Below are 17,966 nucleotides of genomic sequence, written 5' to 3'. Positions count from 1 at the left end.
GATCGGCAGTAGTCTGCTTCGGTGCCGTCGAAGACCGAGTTGCCAACCGTTCCCGCTCTCCTGCAGGTCGCGGTGCACTCGCTCGGCGGCAAGGAACGCAGCAATCAGCTGACGATGGCCTCGGCGGTGGCGCACTCCATCGACACCGGCGAACATCTGGCGGTGCAGGCGGGCACCGGAACCGGTAAGTCCCTCGCCTACCTCGTCCCGAGCATCAGGCACGCGGTGGAGTCGGGCAAGACCGTCGTCGTCTCCACGGCCACCATCGCGCTGCAGCGGCAGCTGGTCGACCGCGATCTCCCCCGCCTGTCCGACGCCCTGACCGAGGCCGTCGGCCGTCGCCCCAAGTTCGCAATCCTGAAGGGCCGCAACAACTATCTGTGCATGAACAAGATCCACACCGGTGCCGCGCAAGAGGCACCGGATGCGGAACTGTTCGACCCTTTCGCTGTCTCGCGGATGGGACGCGAGGTGGTACGGCTGACGGAGTGGTCGTCCGAGACCGAAACCGGCGACCGCGACGACGTCGTGCCCGGAGTCAGCGATCAGGCCTGGCGTCAGGTCAGCGTCACCGCGCGTGAATGCCTGGGCAAATCCCGCTGCCCCGTCGGCGAGGACTGCTTCGCCGAGCGCGCCCGTACCGAGGCCGCCCAGGTCGACGTCGTCGTGACCAACCACGCCCTGCTCGCGATCGACGCGATCACCGGAATTCAGATCCTGCCCGAGCACGACGTCGTGGTCGTCGACGAGGCCCACGAATTGGTCGACCGGGTGACCGGCGTGGCCACCGAGGAACTGTCGGCCGCGACCGTCACCGCCGCGGCGCGTCGTAGCGCGAAGCTCATCGAGGAGGAGACGGTCGACCAGCTCGAGGGAGCTGCCGAGAACTGGGCCGCGATTCTGGACGAGCTGCCCCCGAGCCGGTGGCAGTCCCTACCCGACGGCGTCGGCCCCGCGCTCGCGTCCATTCGCGACGCGGCCTGGGCGGTACGCACCGCGATCGGCCCCAACAAGCAGGGCATGGCCACCAGTGACCCCGAGGCCGCCGCGGCTCGCAGCGCCGCGCTCGTGGCGGTCGACGAGGTCCACGACAGCGCGGTCCGTGTTCTCACGGCATTCGACGAACCCGATCCGGCCAAACGCAAGGACGTCGTCTGGCATGCCGTCGACGATTTCCGCGGCAACGTCAAACGCACCGTCCGCATTGCACCGCTGTCGGTGGGCGGGCTGCTGCGAGCGCGCCTGTTCGCCGAGTCCACCGTGGTCCTCACCTCCGCGACCTTGACCGTGGGCGGATCGTTCGACGGGTTGGCTGTCAACTGGGGCCTGCCTGCGGAGAAGCCGTCGCGCAGTGACACCGCGATGGCGTCGGGTGTGGAACCGCCGTCCGATACCGGGTCGATCAGGTGGAATTCGCTCGACGTCGGGTCGCCGTTCGACCACGCTCGGGCAGGGATCATGTACATCGCCAAGCATCTGTCGCCGCCCGGACGCGACGGCCTCTCCAGGTCCTACCTCGACGAGATCGAGTCGCTGGTCAGCGCCGCCGGTGGCCGCACACTCGGACTCTTCTCGTCCATGCGCGCCGCCAAGGCCGCCGCCGAGGAGATGCGGGAGCGCCTCGACACGCCGATCCTGTGCCAGGGCGACGACTCCACCGGTGCCCTGGTGCAGAAGTTCGCCGACGACGAGGCCACCTCCCTGTTCGGGACACTGTCACTGTGGCAGGGCGTCGACGTCCCGGGCCCGTCGCTGAGCCTGGTGATCCTGGACCGCATTCCGTTCCCGCGGCCCGACGATCCGCTGCTGGTGGCCAGGCAGCAGGCCGTCGAATCACGTGGCGGCAACGGCTTTCTCGCGGTCGCTGCCAACCATGCAGCCCTGCTGCTGGCGCAGGGCGTCGGTCGACTGCTCCGTAGCGTCGACGACAAAGGTGTTGTCGCCGTTCTCGATTCGCGCCTCGCGACCGCCCGCTACGGCGGCTACCTACGTGCCTCGCTGCCGCCGTTCTGGGAGACCTCGGACCCGGAGGTGGTCCGCAAGGCCCTCACCCGCCTGGCCGGAAAGTAGCTGCCCCTCAGGCAGTCGCCACCAAACCGAGCTCGGCATCCGAGGCCAGACCGCGGTGATGAGGAAGCACCCGCACCGTGTATCCCACCGTGCCGCTGTGCGGTAGCCGCGTCTCGCCCGCGTACACGTGCTCGCCGCCATCGGTTCCCACGTGCGTCATGGCCGTCGTGCGAATGTCGGTGAGGTTCTCGTCCTCGTCGACGCGTCCCACGACCGCCTGCACCACGACGTCCGAGGCGTCCAGTCCACCGAGATCGACGTTCGCGCGCAGCGAGAGCTCCGCACCGATCACCGGTGTGTCCGGCAGACCTTCACTGTCGACGCGGGTGACTTTCACTGCGCCCCATGCCTGTTCGACGCGCCGGCGGTACGACGCGACGTCCGTGGCACCGCGGTGGTTCTCCGCCGACGCCGCGCGGGCGGATTCGGCTGCGGGCGCGTAGTAGCCCAGCGTGTAGTCCTGAACCATTCTCGACGCCAGCACTTTCGGGCCCAGCTGCTCGAGGGTGTGCCGCACCATTTCGATCCAGCGGCTCGGCACGCCGTCGTCCCCGCGGTCGTAGAACTTCGGCAGCACTGCCTGTTCGAGCAGTTCGTAGAGCGCAGCGGCCTCCAGATCGTCACGGCGATTGTCGTCGGTGACGCCGTCGGCCGTCGGGATGGCCCAGCCGTTCTCCCCGTCGTACATCTCGTCCCACCACCCGTCGCGAATCGACAGGTTCAAGCCGCCGTTGAGCGCGGACTTCATGCCCGAGGTACCGCACGCTTCGAGCGGGCGCAGCGGATTGTTCAGCCACACATCGCATCCCCAGTACAGGAAGCGCGCCATGGACATGTCGTAGTCGGGCAGGAACACGATGCGGTGCCGTACGTCGGCCTGATCGGCGAACCTGACGATCTGCTGGATGAGCGCCTTTCCTCCGTCGTCGGCGGGGTGCGATTTGCCCGCGACCACCAGCTGGACCGGGCGAACCGGGTCCAGCAACATGGCGCGCAGTCGCTCGGGTTCGCGCAGCATGAGCGTCAGCCGCTTGTACGTCGGTACCCGTCGAGCAAACCCGACGGTGAGTACGTTGGGATCGAAAACGTTTGCTGTCCAACTGATCTCGGCCTCGGTGGAGCCACGTTCGAGCGCCGAGCGCCGCACCCGACGCCGCACCTCGTCCACCAGTTGCGCGCGAAGGGTGTTGCGCGTGGACCACACGCGGTCCGAGGACAGCTCCCCCTCCAGCGACCATTCCCGGGCAGACCACGTCGGAGCGTGAACGCCGTTGGTGACCGATCCGATCGGCACCTCGGAGGCGTCGAATCCCCGCCACAGGTCGTTGAACATCTCGCGGCTGACGATTCCGTGCAGCTTCGACACCCCGTTGGCGCGTTGGCCCAGGCGCAGCCCCATGTGCGCCATGTTGAACACCGAGGCGTCGCTCTCGCTGCCGAGGGCGAGGATTCGGTCCATCGGCAGACCCGGCAGCAGCGCCGACTCTGCGCCGCCGTCCGCACTTCCGAAGTAGTGCCGCACCAGATCGGCCGGAAACCGGTCGATTCCGGCGGGGACAGGGGTGTGAGTGGTGAAGACGGTGCCGGCTCGCACCGCGGCCAGCGCCGCGTCGAAGTCCAGGGTTCCCGAGGTGACGAGTTCGCGGATGCGTTCGACGCCCAGGAAGCCGGCGTGGCCCTCGTTCATGTGGAACACCTCGGGATCGGGCAGTCCGTGTGCACGGGTGTAGGCCCGGATCGCTCGAACTCCGCCGATACCGGCGAGTATCTCCTGCTTGATGCGGTGATCCTGGTCGCCGCCGTACAACCGGTCGGTGACTCCTCTGAGCTCGGGGTCGTTGTCGGCGATGTCGGAATCGAGCAGCAGCAGCGGGACACGTCCCACCTGGGCGATCCACACCCGTGCCCGCAGAACCCGAGATCCGGGCATGGACACGTGGATCAGCACCGGAGAGTCGCCGTCGTCGGTGAGCAACCGCAGCGGCAGACCGTGCGGGTCGAGGGACGGATAGCGTTCGGCCTGCCAACCGTCGGCCGTCAGCGACTGGCGAAAGTATCCTGAGCGGTAGAGCAACCCGACGCCGATCAACGGCAACCCCAGGTCGGAGGCCGCCTTGAGATGGTCACCGGCCAGGATGCCGAGCCCGCCGGAGTAGTTGGGCAGCACCTCGGTGACGCCGAACTCCATCGAGAAATACCCGATGCCCGACGGCAGAACACGCCCCTCGGCCAGTTCGTTCTGGTACCAGAGCGGACGGGCGAGGTAGTCGTGCAGATCCGCCTCGGCGGCGTCCAGCTCGGTCAGAAAGCGCTCGTCGGCCGCGAGTTCCTCCAGACGCGCCGGTGCGACGGCTCCCAGTACGGCCACCGGATCGCGCTCGAGTTCGGTCCACAACAGTGGATCGATGTGCTCGAACAGATCCTGCGTCGACGAGTGCCACGACCACCTGAGGTTTGTCGAGAGCTCGGCGAGGGCATTCAAGCGGTCGGGAAGATGGGCTCGGACGGTGAATCGGCGCAAAGCTTTCACAGAGTCGAACCCTACCCACGGACACCTGTGTCGATGGGCGGCTTGCACGAAATCTGCTCCACTGTGTCCGTCGCGGGCAGTATGCGTCGGCGCACGCGCCATCTGCATTGCTGCACTACGGTTGACGAGTAGAAGCACACCGAGATCGGTTCGATCAGAGGTTGCGCCCGCGCAGCCATACCTCTAGCGAAGAATGGAGTGTGAAGTGACAGGTCGACTTGGTATCGACAATGTCCTTCCAGATACGACGACCGGGAAGTACCCCGCGAAAGCGGTGGTGGGCGAGACGTTTCCAGTCTCCGCCGACGTCTGGCGCGAGGGTCACGACGCGGTGGCCGCGACACTGTCGGTGCGCGGACCGGGAGGCAAACTCGAACGCATCCCGATGACACCGGGCCGCGAACCCGACACGTTCGACGCGGTGTTCGTCCCCTCTCGGCCGGGTTACTGGATCTGCCGCATCGAAGCGTGGAGCGATCCGATCAGCACCTGGCGCCATGCCGTCGAAGCCAAGCTCGGAGTGGGCCAGAGTGCCCACGAACTCGCGAACGATCTCGAGATCGGCGCACGGCTGTTCCTGCGGGCTGCCACCGGTGTTCCTGCCGAGAGCAGGCAGATGCTGGCCGATGTCGCCGCCGCGCTGCGCGACACCGACCGCCCGCTGCCTGCCCGGGTCTCCTCCGCGTTCGCATCGTCGGTCGCCGAGTTGCTGTTCGCACACCCCCTGCGCGAACTGGTGACTCGATCGCGCGCGGTGAACGTGTGGGTCGATCGCAATCTCGCACTCAACGGTGCCTGGTACGAGTTCTTCCCGCGGTCGACCGGGGGATGGAACGAGGACGGCTCTCCGCGGCACGGCACGTTCGCGACGTCGATCGAGCAGTTGCCCCGCATCGAGCGGATGGGATTCGACATCGTCTACCTGCCGCCGATCCACCCGATCGGCACCATCAACCGGAAGGGCCCGAACAACACGCTGACCCCGGGACCGGAGGACGTCGGGTCGCCGTGGGCCATCGGTTCCAAGGACGGCGGACACGACGCCATCCACCCCGAACTGGGCACCGAGGACGACTTCCGCGCGTTCGTCGCCGCTGCACACGAACACAACCTCGAAGTGGCACTCGATCTAGCCCTTCAGGCTGCTCCCGACCATCCCTGGGCTGCAACACATTCCGAGTGGTTCACCGTGCTGCCGGACGGCACGATCGCCTATGCCGAGAACCCTCCGAAGAAGTACCAGGACATCTACCCGGTCAACTTCGACAACGACCGACGCGGCATCTACGAAGAGGTGCTGCGCGTGGTCCGATACTGGATCTCGCTGGGAGTCAAGGTCTTCCGAGTCGACAACCCGCACACCAAGCCGCCGGACTTCTGGGAATGGCTCATCGCCGAGGTCAAGAAGACCGACCCGGACGTGCTGTTCCTCGCCGAGGCCTTCACCCGCCCGGTGCGCATGTACGGACTGGCGCAGCGCGGCTTCACGCAGTCGTACACGTACTTCACCTGGCGTACCGCGAAGTGGGAGCTGACCGAGTTCGCCGAGGAACATGCCCGACGCGCCGACGACGCGCGTCCGAACCTGTTCGTCAACACTCCGGACATCCTGCACGAGAGCCTGCAGCACGGCGGGCCCGGAATGTTCGCTCTCCGAGCAGCTCTCGCGGCGACGATGGCCCCCACCTGGGGCGTCTACTCCGGCTACGAGCTGTTCGAGCACCAAGCTGTGCGAGAGGGCAGCGAGGAGTACCTGGACTCGGAGAAGTACCAGTTGCGTCCACGCGACTTCGAGGGTGCGCTGGCCCGCGGCGAGTCGCTCGAGCCCTGGATCACCACGCTGAACGCAATCCGGCGTGCGCATCCGGCGCTGCAGCAGCTCCGCAACATCCACTTCCACACCATCGACAACGAGGCGCTGATCGGGTACTCCAAGTTCGACCCGCAGACCGGTGACTCGATCCTGGTGGTGATCAACCTCAATCCCTTCGGAGCCGAAGAAGGCACCATCCACCTGGACATGCCTGCCCTCGGCCACGACTGGCAGGACACCCTCACGATCAAGGACGAAGTGAGCGGAGTCCATTACGACTGGGGCCACACCAATTTCGTCCGGCTCGAGCCCTGGACGTCGGTGGCGCACATCTTCACGCTCCCCCACATCCCGTACCCGGCTCGTATCGAACTGGCCTACCGCGGCAACCGAAAGTGAGTGGATTCAACGTGACCGAGAATCCGACGACGCCCGAAGACACCGTCGCAGCCCCGTCCGACAACGATCTCGAACTCATCGCTGCAGGGCGGCACTACAACCCGCATTCCGTCCTCGGAGCCCACCCGGTGGCCGGTGGAACCGCGATCCGCGCCCTGAAGCCCGATGCCGAGAAGGTCGTCGCCCGCGTCGGTGGCGTCGACCACGAACTGACCCACGTCGCCCACGGAGTCTTCTCGGCTCTGATTCCGTTCGAGGACCTCATCGACTACCGCCTCGTGGTGACCTGGCCCGGTGGACACGTCTCCGAATCTGCCGACGGATACCGGTTCCTGCCCACTCTCGGCGAACTCGATCTGCACTTGTTCGGCGAGGGCAGGCACGAGCGGCTGTGGGACATTCTCGGCGCGCACCAACAGTCGTACGCGACACCCGACGGCCCCGTCACCGGTACCTCGTTCGCGGTCTGGGCTCCTGCAGCTCAGGGTGTCACCCTCGTCGGCGATTTCGACGGCTGGACCGGTCGAAGCTGGCCGATGCGCGTGCTCGGCTCGACCGGCGTGTGGGAGCTCTTCGTACCCGACATCGCTCCGGGTGCGCTGTACAAGTTCCGCGTCCACGGTGCCGACGGTTCGGTCAAGGACAAGGCCGATCCGATGGCCTTCGCCACCGAGATCCCACCGTCGACGGCCTCGGTCGTCACCGCGTCCTCGTACACCTGGAACGACGAGTCCTGGCTCGACACCAGGGCAGGCATCGAGCCGACGCAGGCACCGATGAGCGTGTACGAGATCCACCTGGCGTCCTGGCGACCGGGCCTGGGGTACCGCGAACTGGCCGAGCAGTTGGCCGAGTACATCACCGAGACCGGCTTCACGCACGTGGAGTTGCTCCCGGTCGCCGAGCATCCGTTCGGCGGATCCTGGGGTTACCAGGTGACGTCGTACTACGCACCGACTTCGCGCTTCGGCAGCCCCGATGATTTCCGCTACTTCGTCGATCACCTGCACGGTGCCGGAATCGGCGTCATCGTCGACTGGGTGCCCGCCCACTTCCCCAAGGACGAATGGGCCCTGGCTCGGTTCGACGGCGGCCCGCTCTACGAGCACGGCGACCCGCAGCGCGGTGAGCAACTCGACTGGGGCACTTTGGTGTTCGACTTCGGCCGGCGCGAGGTGCGCAACTTCCTGGTCGCGAACGCGCTGTACTGGATCGACGAGTTCCACATCGACGGACTGCGCGTCGACGCCGTCGCGTCGATGCTGTACCTGGACTACTCCCGCCCCGAGGGCGGCTGGTCGCCGAACATCTACGGTGGCCGCGAGAACCTCGAGGCCGTGACCTTCCTGCAGGAGATGAACGCGACGGTGCACAAGAAGCACCGCGGTGTCGTCACCGTGGCCGAGGAATCGACGGCGTGGCCCGGCGTCACCCGGCCGACGAACGTCGGCGGACTCGGGTTCAACATGAAGTGGAACATGGGCTGGATGCACGACACTCTGGGCTTCCTCGGCCGAGATCCCATCCATCGCAGCTACCACCACCACGAGATCACCTTCTCTCTGGTCTATGCGTGGAGTGAGAACTACCTGCTCCCCATCAGCCACGACGAGGTGGTGCACGGCAAGGGAACGCTGTGGACTCGGATGCCCGGCGACGATTACGCCAAGGCAGCCGGCCTGCGCGGCATGCTCGCCTACATGTGGGCGCACCCCGGCAAGCAACTGCTGTTCATGGGACAGGAGTTCGGGCAGACCCGTGAGTGGTCCGAGGAACGCGGACTCGACTGGTATCAGATCGACGAAGAACCTCTGCACAACGGCGTCAAAACCCTTGTGTCCGATCTGAACTCGACGTACAGGTCCCACCCCGCACTGTGGACACTCGACACCTCGCCGAGTGGATACTCGTGGATCGACGCCAACGACACCGAGAACAACGTGCTGAGCTTTCTGCGGTACGGATCCGACGGTTCGGTCATCGCGTGTATTTTCAACTTCTCCGGTACCGAGCACGGCAGCTATCGTGTGGGACTACCGGAACCCGGCCGTTGGACAGAGATCCTCAACACCGACGCAACGGAGTACGGCGGCTCCGGTGTGGGCAACCTGGGTGAAGTGACGGCAACATCGCACTCGTGGCACGGTCGACCGGCATCAGGCCAGGTCGCCCTACCCGCCAACGGGGCGATCTGGATAAAACTGGAGCGATAGATGAGTGGCGGCCGCACACCCCGACTACTGGCCGCGGCCGCCACTGCAGGGCTGATTCTGTTGACCTCGTGCGCGCAGACCGTCAGCGGAAACGCCGTATCGATCTACGAGAACCCGTTCACCGTTGCCGGACTCCCGGTGACGAGCGGGCCCAGCGGGCCCCGGCCCGATGCCCCCGATTCGACCATCACCGTGGAGAACGCCGAGGGCACCGACTCGGACATCCTCGCCACGAACGCGATCGACGACATCCAGCAGTTCTGGGCCGAGCAGTACTCCAGCTTGTTCAAGGGCACGTTCACCCCGGTCTCGAAGGTCGTCTCGTGGGACGCGTCCGAGGACGAGGGATCGGGCATCAGATTCTGCGGAGACCGAACCGGCGGTATTCCCAACGCTGCCTACTGCACCCGTGACGACTCGATCGGCTGGGACAGGACCATCCTGCTACCGGCTCTGGTCGACGCGTTCGGACCGATGTCGGTAGTGATGGTCATCGCCCACGAATACGGCCATGCCATTCAGCACCAGTCGGGGCTCGTCGGCGACGACACCCCGACCATCGTTGCCGAGCAACAGGCCGACTGTTTCGCCGGTGCCTTCATCCGCCACGTCGCCGAGGGTGATGCGCCGCACTTCACCATCAACACCTCGGACGGACTGAACGGCGTCCTCGCCGCAACCGTCGCCGTGCGCGACGTGGATCCCAACGATCCGGAATCGGTACACGGCTCTGCCTTCGAGCGCGTCACCGCAGTGCAGATCGGCTTCACCGACGGTGCCGGGGCCTGCACGAGCATCGACGAGGCCGAGATCGACTCGCGTCGAGCATCGTTGCCGCAGAAATTCGACGATCCTGACGACTCGGGTGAACTACCGGTCACGGAGGACTCCCTCGACGCCTTCACTCGATCCTTCGAGCAGGTACTGCCCGTCGCAGATCCCCCGGCCGTCGACTACACCGGATCGGACGTCGGATGCGCCGACGCCGAAGCCACTGCGCCGGTGTCGTACTGCCCCTCGACCAACACCATCGGCGTCGACGTCGAGGGCCTGGCCGAAGTCGGCCAGCCCGAGACCCCGCAGCGAGGAGACATATTGCCGCTCAACGTCTCCGGTGACTACAGCGCCTACGTGCTGTTCGCCTCGCGCTACACCCTCGCGGTGCAGAAGGAAGCCGGCCAGACCCTCGACGACCCGCAGACCGCTCTGCGTTCGGCATGCCTGTCCGGGGTCATCACCTCGGCGATGAGCGCCGAGAACGGTGACACCGGCCTCGAAGTCTTTCTTTCCCCAGGCGATCTCGACGAAGCCGTGTCCGGACTGCTCAGCGACGGCCTCGCAGCCAGCGACGTCAACGGTACGACGCTGCCGTCGGGGTTCTCCCGAGTCGACGCGTTCCGTTCGGGAGTTCTCGGCGGCAAGGAACTGTGCGACGCGCGCTACAGCTGAGTCCTGCTGTCAGTACAGAGCGGACGCGAGCTTGCGCCGCGCGGAGACCACCAGCGGATCGGCCGAGTCGAACAGCTCGAACAGCTCGAGCAGTCGAGTGCGCAGTGCAGTGCGGTCGTCGCCTGCGCTGATCTTGATTCCGTCGATCAGACGAGCGAAGGCCTGCTCCGGTTGCTGACCGGCCATTTCGGCGTCCGCTGCATCGATCCGAGCCTGTACGTTTCCGGCGTCGGCGTCGGCGAGGGCAATCGCGTCCGGTGCCAGGTTCTGCACCCGCGCGAGGAACTTGACCTGGCGCAGCGCAGCAACCGCCTCGGTGTTCTTCGGTTCGGCGTCGATGATCGCCTGGTAGGCAGCTTCTGCCTTGTCGAAATCACCCTCGTCGATGGCCTCTTCGGCTGCAACGATCCGCGGATCCTCGATCTCGGGTTCCGCTTCGGCAGCAGCCGCCCCGGGAGGCCCGGTGAGCTTTCCTGCAGTCGCCTGCTCGACGGCTTGTAGCCACTGACGCAACTGCTCGTCCGACTGGGTGCCCTGGAAGTCGGCGAGGGGCTGGCCCGCTGCGACGGCAACCACCGTCGGAATGGCCTGTACGCCGAAGGCCTGTGCGATCTGCGGATTGGAGTCCACCTCGACCCGCGCGAGCACCCACGTACCCGCGGCTTCCACGGCCAGCTGCCCGAGCTGACGCGTCAACGCCTGGGACTGCGGCGAACGCGCCGAACCCAGGTCGACGATCACCGGTACCTGCGTGGACCGCTGCAACACCTCGGCCTCGAACGTCGCCGCGGTCACGTCCACGATCGGTGCCATTCCTCCCGCGTCGCCTGCGGGTTCGGCTGCAGGTGCAGGTGCCGGACGGTCCTTGAGAACGGACAGGTCGACGGCACCGGCAATGGATGCGGGAACGACGGCTGACGGGCGGACGGGAGGACGGGAACCGGGTCGAGTCACGCCCTACAGTTTGTCACTAACGCGATGCGTCATCCACTGGCGGGCAGTCAGGAGAGAACCTTGGCATCGGCGGCGGATCGGCCGGTGCTCAGCTCGGCGAGACGGCCGGTGCGCGCGGCCCAGATCTCGAAGATCACGGTGCCGAAGGGGGGGAACGCCGCGACGAGAGCGAGCAAGGTCGCCTTGACGTCCCACTTGAGCTTGATCGCCGTCAACACGGCAACGGCCAGGTACACCACGAACACGCCGCCGTGGATCGGTCCGAAGATCTTCACGCCGATTTCGTTGCCGTCGGCGGGGATGTACTTGAACGCCATTCCGATCAGCAGTCCGAGCCAGGTGAACGCTTCGAGCACGGCGATGAAACGAAAACGTTTGGCCGTGCTGCTCAGGTCGAAGAAGTTGGTCATGCCAGCTATTGTGCCCGGTCTGCTACGACGGAGCGTAGTGGCTCTGGTCTCAGTTCTTCTCCAGAGCCACTACGAGTCCTACTGCTTCGGCACTCGAACGATGAGGGCGTCGCCCTGTCCACCGCCGCCGCACAGTGCGGCAGCGCCCACTCCGCCGCCGCGACGCTGCAGCTCGAGAGCCAGATGCAAGGCGATGCGAGCTCCCGACATGCCCAGGGGATGCCCGATCGAGATCGCTCCCCCGTTGACGTTGACGATCTCGGGATCGATGCCGAGTTCACGCGTCGACGCGATTCCGACCGCTGCGAACGCCTCGTTGATCTCCACGACGTCGAGGTCCTTCGGGTCGATGCCTTCCTTCTCGCACGCCTTGGCGATAGCGCGCGCAGGCTGCGACTGCAAGGTGGAGTCGGGACCGGCCACCACCCCGTGTGCACCGATCTCGGCGAGCCAGGTCAGACCGAGCGACTCCGCCTTCTCCTTGCTCATCACCACGACGGCGGCAGCACCGTCGGAAATCTGCGACGCGGATCCCGCAGTGACGGTGCCGGCCTTGTCGAAGGCGGGGCGAAGCTTGCCGAGGGAATCGACCGTGGTGTCGGCGCGAATGCCTTCGTCCGCGGTGAACTGGATCGGCTCACCCTTGCGCTGCGGGATCGAGACCGGGACGACCTCGTTGTCGAATACCCCGTTCTTCCACGCCGTGGCGGCTTTCTGGTGCGACGCGGCAGCGAAGGTGTCCTGCTCCTCGCGGCTGATCGCCTCGGAGCTCTGGTTCCGCTGCTCGGTCAACGCACCCATGGCCTGATCGGTGAAGATGTCGTACAGACCGTCGTAGGCGAGGTGATCACGCATGGTGACATCGCCGTACTTGAATCCGGCCCGCGACTTCTCGAGCATGTGCGGCGCCTGGGTCATCGACTCCTGACCGCCTGCGACGACGATCTCGAATTCACCCGCGCGAATGAGCTGGTCGGCCAGTGCGATGGCGTCGACTCCGGACAGGCAGACCTTGTTGATCGTCAGTGCGGGCACGGTCATCGGAATACCAGCGGCAACCGCAGCCTGCCGCGCCGGGATCTGACCGGCACCAGCGGTGAGAACCTGGCCCATGATGACGTAGTCGACCTGATCCGGCGCAACGCTGGCCTTGTCGAGGGCACCCTTGATGGCAATTCCGCCGAGATCCGATCCCGAGAAATCCTTGAGTGCGCCCGAAAAACGTCCCACGGGTGTGCGAGCGCCGGCGACGATGACTGTTGTGGTCACGATTTCCTCCGAAAGTATGAAGACGGCCTTGTCGAGATCAACGCTCCGACGCCCCCTACCGATACCGGCCGGGCGGAGCACCGAAACGCAGCTGGCGCTAACGTCATGGCCATGACCTCCAGCACGCAGTCTTACACGGGAGCCCCGCTGCGCTCCGATCTGGTGACGGCTATCGATCATGTGGGCGTCGCGGTGCCCGATCTCGACGCTGCCATCACCTGGTACACCGACCACCTCGGCATGGTTGCAGTGCACGAGGAGATCAACGAGGAGCAGGGCGTTCGCGAGGCGATGCTCTCCTTCCCCGGAGCCACCGAGAAGTCCGCTGCACTGCAGTTGCTCGCGCCGATCGACGAATCGTCCACCATCGCCAAGTTCATCGGCCGCAACGGCCCGGGACTGCAGCAGTTGGCCTACCGCGTCACCGACATCGAAGAGATCTCGACCGAGCTGCGCGCTCGCGGCGTTCGGTTGCTGTACGACGCCCCGCGCCGCGGCACCGCCGATTCTCGGATCAACTTCGTCCACCCCAAGGACGCCGGTGGCGTACTGATCGAATTGGTCGAACCCAACCCCGCCGGGCACTGATCGAACTCTGTGAACGAGCCGTATGGCTCTCTACTTGACTCACCGGTAAATTGACGGCCATGGCCATCGATCATGAGCGCACTTCCACGGTGCAACTTCCCTTTTCCATCGTTCGGAAGGGGTTCGATCGCGACGAAGTCACCAACTACTTCGAGCGGTTCGACGCCGAACTACGTTTGACGACCGCAGATCGTGATGCGGCCGCCGCGCAGGCTCGTGATCTGGCCAAGCAACTCGACGACGCTCGCGACGAGATCGACGAACTCCGCAAGGACATCGATCGCCTGTCGGTTCCGCCCACCACGGCGGAGGGGATGAGCGATCGCATCTCACGAATGCTGCGACTGGCCTCGGACGAGGCATCCGAGGTCCGCGCGAAGGCGCACTCGGAGTCCGAGGAGATGATTTCCGTTGCGCAGCAAGAGAGTGCCCGACTCCGCGGACGGCACGAGTCACTGGTGGCCGAACTCGAAGAGCGCCGAACGGCACTCGAAGCCGAACACCAGCAGACCATGGCTCAGGCGCGCACCGAGGCAGCTCGAGTAGTCGAGGCCGCGCAGGCCGAGCGCGACAAGTTGGCTGCCGAATCCGAGGCAAAGCGCGCCAAGGTTCAGGAAGACTTCGAGATCACGATGGCCGAGCGCCGCACCAAGGTTCTCACTGCTCTCGAGGAACTCGAAGCGTCGAGCAAGGCCGACGCTGCCCGCCGCATCGAGGAAGCGACCACCGAGGCTGCCCGACGGCTTCAGTCCGCGAGTGAGCAGGCCGACCGTCGCATCGCGCACTCCAAAGAACTGGCCGAGGAGCTGCGGGTGCTCCGCAGTCGCGTACTGGCACAGCTGCTCGGAATTCGGGGCCAGCTCGATTCGGTTCCGGCGATGCTCGCCTCGGTCAATCGCGAGAGCGAACTGCTCGACAATCCCGACCCGACGGCCATCCTGAAGAAGGAAGAAGAGAAGGCAGCCGCGAAGGCCGAGGACGAGAAGGAATCGGCCGACTCGGCGTCCTGATTCAGCAGGTCCCGCGCCTGGCCTCCCCCGCTACGACCATCTGCGGGTGAGGCCTCGCGTGTTTCGGCCGGACCAACATCCGGTGTGCCAATGTCTGCGATTGTCGGCACCACCGAAATCGTCCGACGGCCACGCGACGACATGTGCGACGCCCGGCCGCACCTCGTGATCACAGCCAGGGCATCGATAGGTCTTCACGGCCTTGGCACCCGGAACCATCCGCGTCGTATACGTGTCACCGTCCGGACCGACCTCGATCCGGTTGCCGCCCAGCACGGAATCGGTAGCCGGAGCGAGATCACTCGGGCCGCTCCGATTCGGTCGGCGGGGTTGGTTACGACGAGGCACCCGTCCAGTGTAGAGAACGGGCCGATTCGTGCCGACCGCCGTCAGAAAAGACGGAACTCGGTGCTGTCGGTTCCCCGTAGGACGTCGTAGTCGAGTGTGAGACAACGAATGCCGCGGTCGGTGGCCAGTGTCTTCGCCTGAGGCTTGATGACCTGCGCAGCGAACACTCCACTGACCGGGGCCAGCAGCGGATCACGGTTGAGCAGCTCCAGATACCGAGTCAGCTGTTCGACACCGTCGATCTCACCACGTCGCTTGATCTCCACTGCCACCGTTCCGCCATCGGCGTTGCGGCACAGCAGATCCACCGGTCCGATGGCCGTCATGTATTCGCGTCGCACGAGCGTGTATCCGTCTCCCAAGGTGCTGACGTGCTCGGCCAACAACTCTTGAAGGTGAGCCTCCACACCGTCTTTCACCAAACCGGGATCGATACCCAACTCGTGACTCGAGTCGAGTTCGACGTCGTCGATGGTGATGCGAAGTTCCTCACCGGCCTTGTTGGTGACGATCCACTTGGTCGTCTCGTCCTCGGTGGTCTCGACCATCCAGCAGGGCGGAGACATCCAGTTGAGGGGCTTGTAGGCCCGGTCGTCCGCGTGCACGCTGACCGATCCGTCGGACTTGACGAGGAGCAGTCGGCGAGCGGACGGGAGGTGTGCGGTGAGGCGGCCGACGTAGTCGACTTGGCAACGAGCAATAACTAGACGCACTCGACCACCTTAAAGCAGGAGCCCCGATAGTCTGTGACGACCATGCCGCAATTGAGACGATCTGCCGCTCCGCTGGGCTCCCGACTGCTCGGCGACACCTCCGAATCACCTCGCCGACGGCGGGTCCGAATCCAGATCCTGCTGACCGTCTTCCTGATCCTGTCGAATCTGATCGGCGCGGTCATCGTCGGTGTGTTGATCAGCGTCGTGGTGCCCGGCCCGGACGTCCTCGATCCCGACAAGTACTGGTGGGTGAACTACATCGTCGTCCCGGTCTACGTGTTCGTGGCATTCGTCGTCGGTGCGGTGTGGGGCACCACGCACGCTCTGCGAAGTTTGCGGTGGGCAATCGAGGACCGGCAACCCAGCCGCGAAGAACAGGTCGCGACACTGGCGATGCCATGGCGACTGACGCGAATCCAAATTCTGCTCTGGATCGGAGCCTTGCTGCTGCTCACCACGATCGACGGCATCATCGACTCGGCGTCGATCCCGAAGGTGGCCTTCACCATCGCCGCCGGTGGCACAGTCGTCTGTGCCTTCAGCTATTTGCTCAGTGAATTCGCCCTTCGTCCTGCTGCAGCTCGGGCACTCGAAGCCGGCGATCCTCGACGGATTCGTATTGCCGGAGTCATGGGCCGCTCGATTCTCTCGTGGCTGCTGGGCACCGGCGTGCCGGTCAGCGGTTTGATGATCATCGCGATCTTCCGCTTCATCAATCCCGAAACGACAGCGACTCAGCTCGCCGTGTCCATCCTTTCCCTCGGTGGCATCACGATCGTGTTCGGCCTTGCGCTGACCGTGCTCGGAGGTTTCGCCACGACATCGCCCATCAACAATGTGCGCGCGGGGATGGCCGAGGTGGAGAAGGGCAACATGGATGTCCGTCTCGCTGTGTACGACGGCACCGAGCTCGGTGAACTGCAGAGCGGATTCAACCGAATGGCCGACGGTGTGCGCGATCGGGAGAAGATCCGTGACCTGTTCGGCAGGCACGTGGGTCACGAGGTCGCCGAGAAAGCACTGCAATCCGACAGCGAACTCGGGGGCCGGGAACGCGATATCGCAGTGTTCTTCATCGACCTCGTGGGATCGACGGAGCTGGCGGCGTCTCGACCACCCACCGAAGTCGTTGATCTGCTCAATCGATTCTTCGCCGTGGTCGTCGACGAGGTCGACGAGCATGGCGGTTTCATCAATAAGTTCGAGGGTGACGCCGCGCTCGCTATCTTCGGAGCTCCCAACGAAATTGCCGACCACTGCGGCTCGGCGTTGGCCGCAGCACGAGCAATTGCCCGACGGCTGCTGGTCGAAGTGCCCGAATGCAGTGCCGCTGTGGGTGTCGCAGCGGGACGCGCAGTCGCCGGCAACGTCGGTGCGAAGTCCCGATTCGAATACACCGTGATCGGAGACCCGGTGAACGAGGCTGCCCGCCTCTCCGAGCTGGCGAAGAACGCTCCAGGGGCGATCCTGGCCTCCAAAACGGCAGTCGACGGTGCCGCAGACGAGGAATCGGGTCGCTGGGAATTCGGTGACTCGGTGACTCTTCGCGGACGCTCCGTCGAAACAGTCCTCGCGAATCCGAAAGATGTGAAAGTCACCGCCGACGAGCCCGTTGCTGTGCACGCCTGACCTGTATCGCAGGTCAGGACAGTTGCTGCCGCCTAGGCATCGCCCGCGAATGCGCGCGCGTTCGTGAAGTGCGCGGGAATTGGGGGCTGGTCGGGGCGCGATTGTGCGCGCGATGGCAAACGCGCGCGCGTCTGCGCCGGAGTACACAGTCCGCTGTCGCGTCGTCTGCCCGCACCCCAGTTCAGACACAGACCCGACTGCCCCGACTCCGCTCGCCGCAAGTGCGCGCGCGTTCGTCGGGTGCGCGGGAAATGGCGAGTGGTCGGGGCGCGATTGTGCGCGCGGATAGCGAACGCGCGCGCGTCTGCGCTCCTATGAGCGTCCGCGGTCGCGTCGTCTGCCGGCACGAGGTCAGGCCCGGATTGTGGCGAATGCGCGCGCGTTCGTCGGATGCTCGTGGGTGTGGTGATGGGTGGTTTCGAAATGCAGAATGGCCCTCGACCGTGGTCGGGGGCCATTCTGGGATGTTGTGTTCGGCGGTGTCCTACTCTCCCACACCCTGTCGAGTGCAGTACCATCGGCGCTGGAGGGCTTAGCTTCCGGGTTCGGAATGGGACCGGGCGTTTCC

General features: G+C 65.4%; 13 protein-coding genes and 1 rRNA gene. 7 read left to right on the top strand and 7 right to left on the bottom strand.

Translation table 11 applies throughout. The annotated features are described in order from the left end of the window. The first annotated feature begins 21 nt into the window (after positions 1-21). Positions 22-2,070, top strand: coding sequence for an ATP-dependent DNA helicase (locus CH291_RS18755; RefSeq protein ID WP_094688346.1), 2,049 nt, complete (start codon positions 22-24; stop codon positions 2,068-2,070). Positions 2,071-2,077: 7 nt separating this feature from the next. On the opposite strand, the gene glgP is transcribed toward CH291_RS18755, so the two are convergent. Continuing rightward, positions 2,078-4,600: an alpha-glucan family phosphorylase gene (gene glgP, locus CH291_RS18750; protein WP_094688345.1), complete on the bottom strand. Its 2,523-nt coding sequence runs from the start codon at positions 4,598-4,600 to the stop codon at positions 2,078-2,080. A gap of 205 nt (positions 4,601-4,805) precedes the next feature. Here glgP and CH291_RS18745 point away from each other — a divergent pair, with 205 nt between their 5' ends. Genes CH291_RS18745 through CH291_RS18735 form a run of 3 tightly spaced genes read left to right on the top strand, consistent with a single transcriptional unit; the run spans position 4,806 to position 10,474 of the window. Further along, complete coding sequence (locus tag CH291_RS18745; RefSeq protein WP_094640374.1) at positions 4,806-6,812, top strand: alpha-1,4-glucan--maltose-1-phosphate maltosyltransferase; 2,007 nt, start codon at positions 4,806-4,808, stop codon at positions 6,810-6,812. Positions 6,813-6,823: 11 nt separating this feature from the next. Next, a complete protein-coding gene (gene glgB / locus CH291_RS18740) occupies positions 6,824-9,025 on the top strand; it encodes a 1,4-alpha-glucan branching protein GlgB (RefSeq protein ID WP_094640448.1) in 2,202 nt (733 codons plus the stop codon). Beyond that, positions 9,026-10,474 carry a metallopeptidase gene (locus CH291_RS18735; protein WP_068050403.1) on the top strand — a complete coding sequence of 483 codons (1,449 nt, stop codon included), beginning with the start codon at positions 9,026-9,028 and terminating at the stop codon, positions 10,472-10,474. A 9-nt stretch (positions 10,475-10,483) separates the two neighbouring features. Here CH291_RS18735 and CH291_RS18730 read toward each other — a convergent pair whose 3' ends face one another. The 3 genes from CH291_RS18730 to CH291_RS18720 all read right to left on the bottom strand — a co-directional run bounded on the left by CH291_RS18730 (position 10,484) and on the right by CH291_RS18720 (position 13,107). Continuing rightward, positions 10,484-11,371, bottom strand: a complete 888-nt coding sequence (locus tag CH291_RS18730; protein WP_094688528.1) for a tetratricopeptide repeat protein — start codon at positions 11,369-11,371, stop codon at positions 10,484-10,486. A 104-nt stretch (positions 11,372-11,475) separates the two neighbouring features. Continuing rightward, positions 11,476-11,847 (bottom strand): DUF3817 domain-containing protein, encoded by a 372-nt coding sequence (locus tag CH291_RS18725; protein WP_176460304.1) that lies wholly within the window; start codon positions 11,845-11,847, stop codon positions 11,476-11,478. 69 nt (positions 11,848-11,916) lie between these two features. Further along, positions 11,917-13,107 carry an acetyl-CoA C-acetyltransferase gene (locus CH291_RS18720; protein ID WP_094668831.1) on the bottom strand — a complete coding sequence of 397 codons (1,191 nt, stop codon included), beginning with the start codon at positions 13,105-13,107 and terminating at the stop codon, positions 11,917-11,919. Between the two features lie 105 nt (positions 13,108-13,212). Here CH291_RS18720 and mce point away from each other — a divergent pair, with 105 nt between their 5' ends. Both mce and CH291_RS18710 read left to right on the top strand, forming a co-directional pair. Then, positions 13,213-13,695, top strand: coding sequence for a methylmalonyl-CoA epimerase (mce, locus tag CH291_RS18715; protein WP_373454768.1), 483 nt, complete (start codon positions 13,213-13,215; stop codon positions 13,693-13,695). Positions 13,696-13,754: 59 nt separating this feature from the next. Next, entirely contained in the window at positions 13,755-14,705 is a 951-nt protein-coding gene (locus tag CH291_RS18710) for a hypothetical protein (protein WP_094688344.1), read from the top strand. 30 nt (positions 14,706-14,735) lie between these two features. On the opposite strand, the gene CH291_RS27270 is transcribed toward CH291_RS18710, so the two are convergent. After that, a complete protein-coding gene (locus CH291_RS27270; RefSeq protein WP_082898788.1) occupies positions 14,736-15,053 on the bottom strand; it encodes an ATP/GTP-binding protein in 318 nt (105 codons plus the stop codon). A gap of 41 nt (positions 15,054-15,094) precedes the next feature. Continuing rightward, entirely contained in the window at positions 15,095-15,766 is a 672-nt protein-coding gene (nucS, locus tag CH291_RS18700) for an endonuclease NucS (protein WP_094640377.1), read from the bottom strand. A 42-nt stretch (positions 15,767-15,808) separates the two neighbouring features. Here nucS and CH291_RS18695 point away from each other — a divergent pair, with 42 nt between their 5' ends. After that, positions 15,809-17,398 carry an adenylate/guanylate cyclase domain-containing protein gene (locus CH291_RS18695; protein ID WP_068050400.1) on the top strand — a complete coding sequence of 530 codons (1,590 nt, stop codon included), beginning with the start codon at positions 15,809-15,811 and terminating at the stop codon, positions 17,396-17,398. Positions 17,399-17,869: 471 nt separating this feature from the next. Here CH291_RS18695 and rrf read toward each other — a convergent pair. After that, positions 17,870-17,966: ribosomal RNA gene (gene rrf / locus CH291_RS18690) — 5S ribosomal RNA — on the bottom strand; the annotation flags it as partial.

The sequence above is a fragment of the Rhodococcus sp. 14-1411-2a genome (genome assembly GCF_002259485.1).
Lineage (GTDB): Bacteria > Actinomycetota > Actinomycetes > Mycobacteriales > Mycobacteriaceae > Rhodococcoides.
Note: the sequence above shows the minus strand (reverse complement) of the source record. Positions and strands in the feature narration are given on the sequence as shown.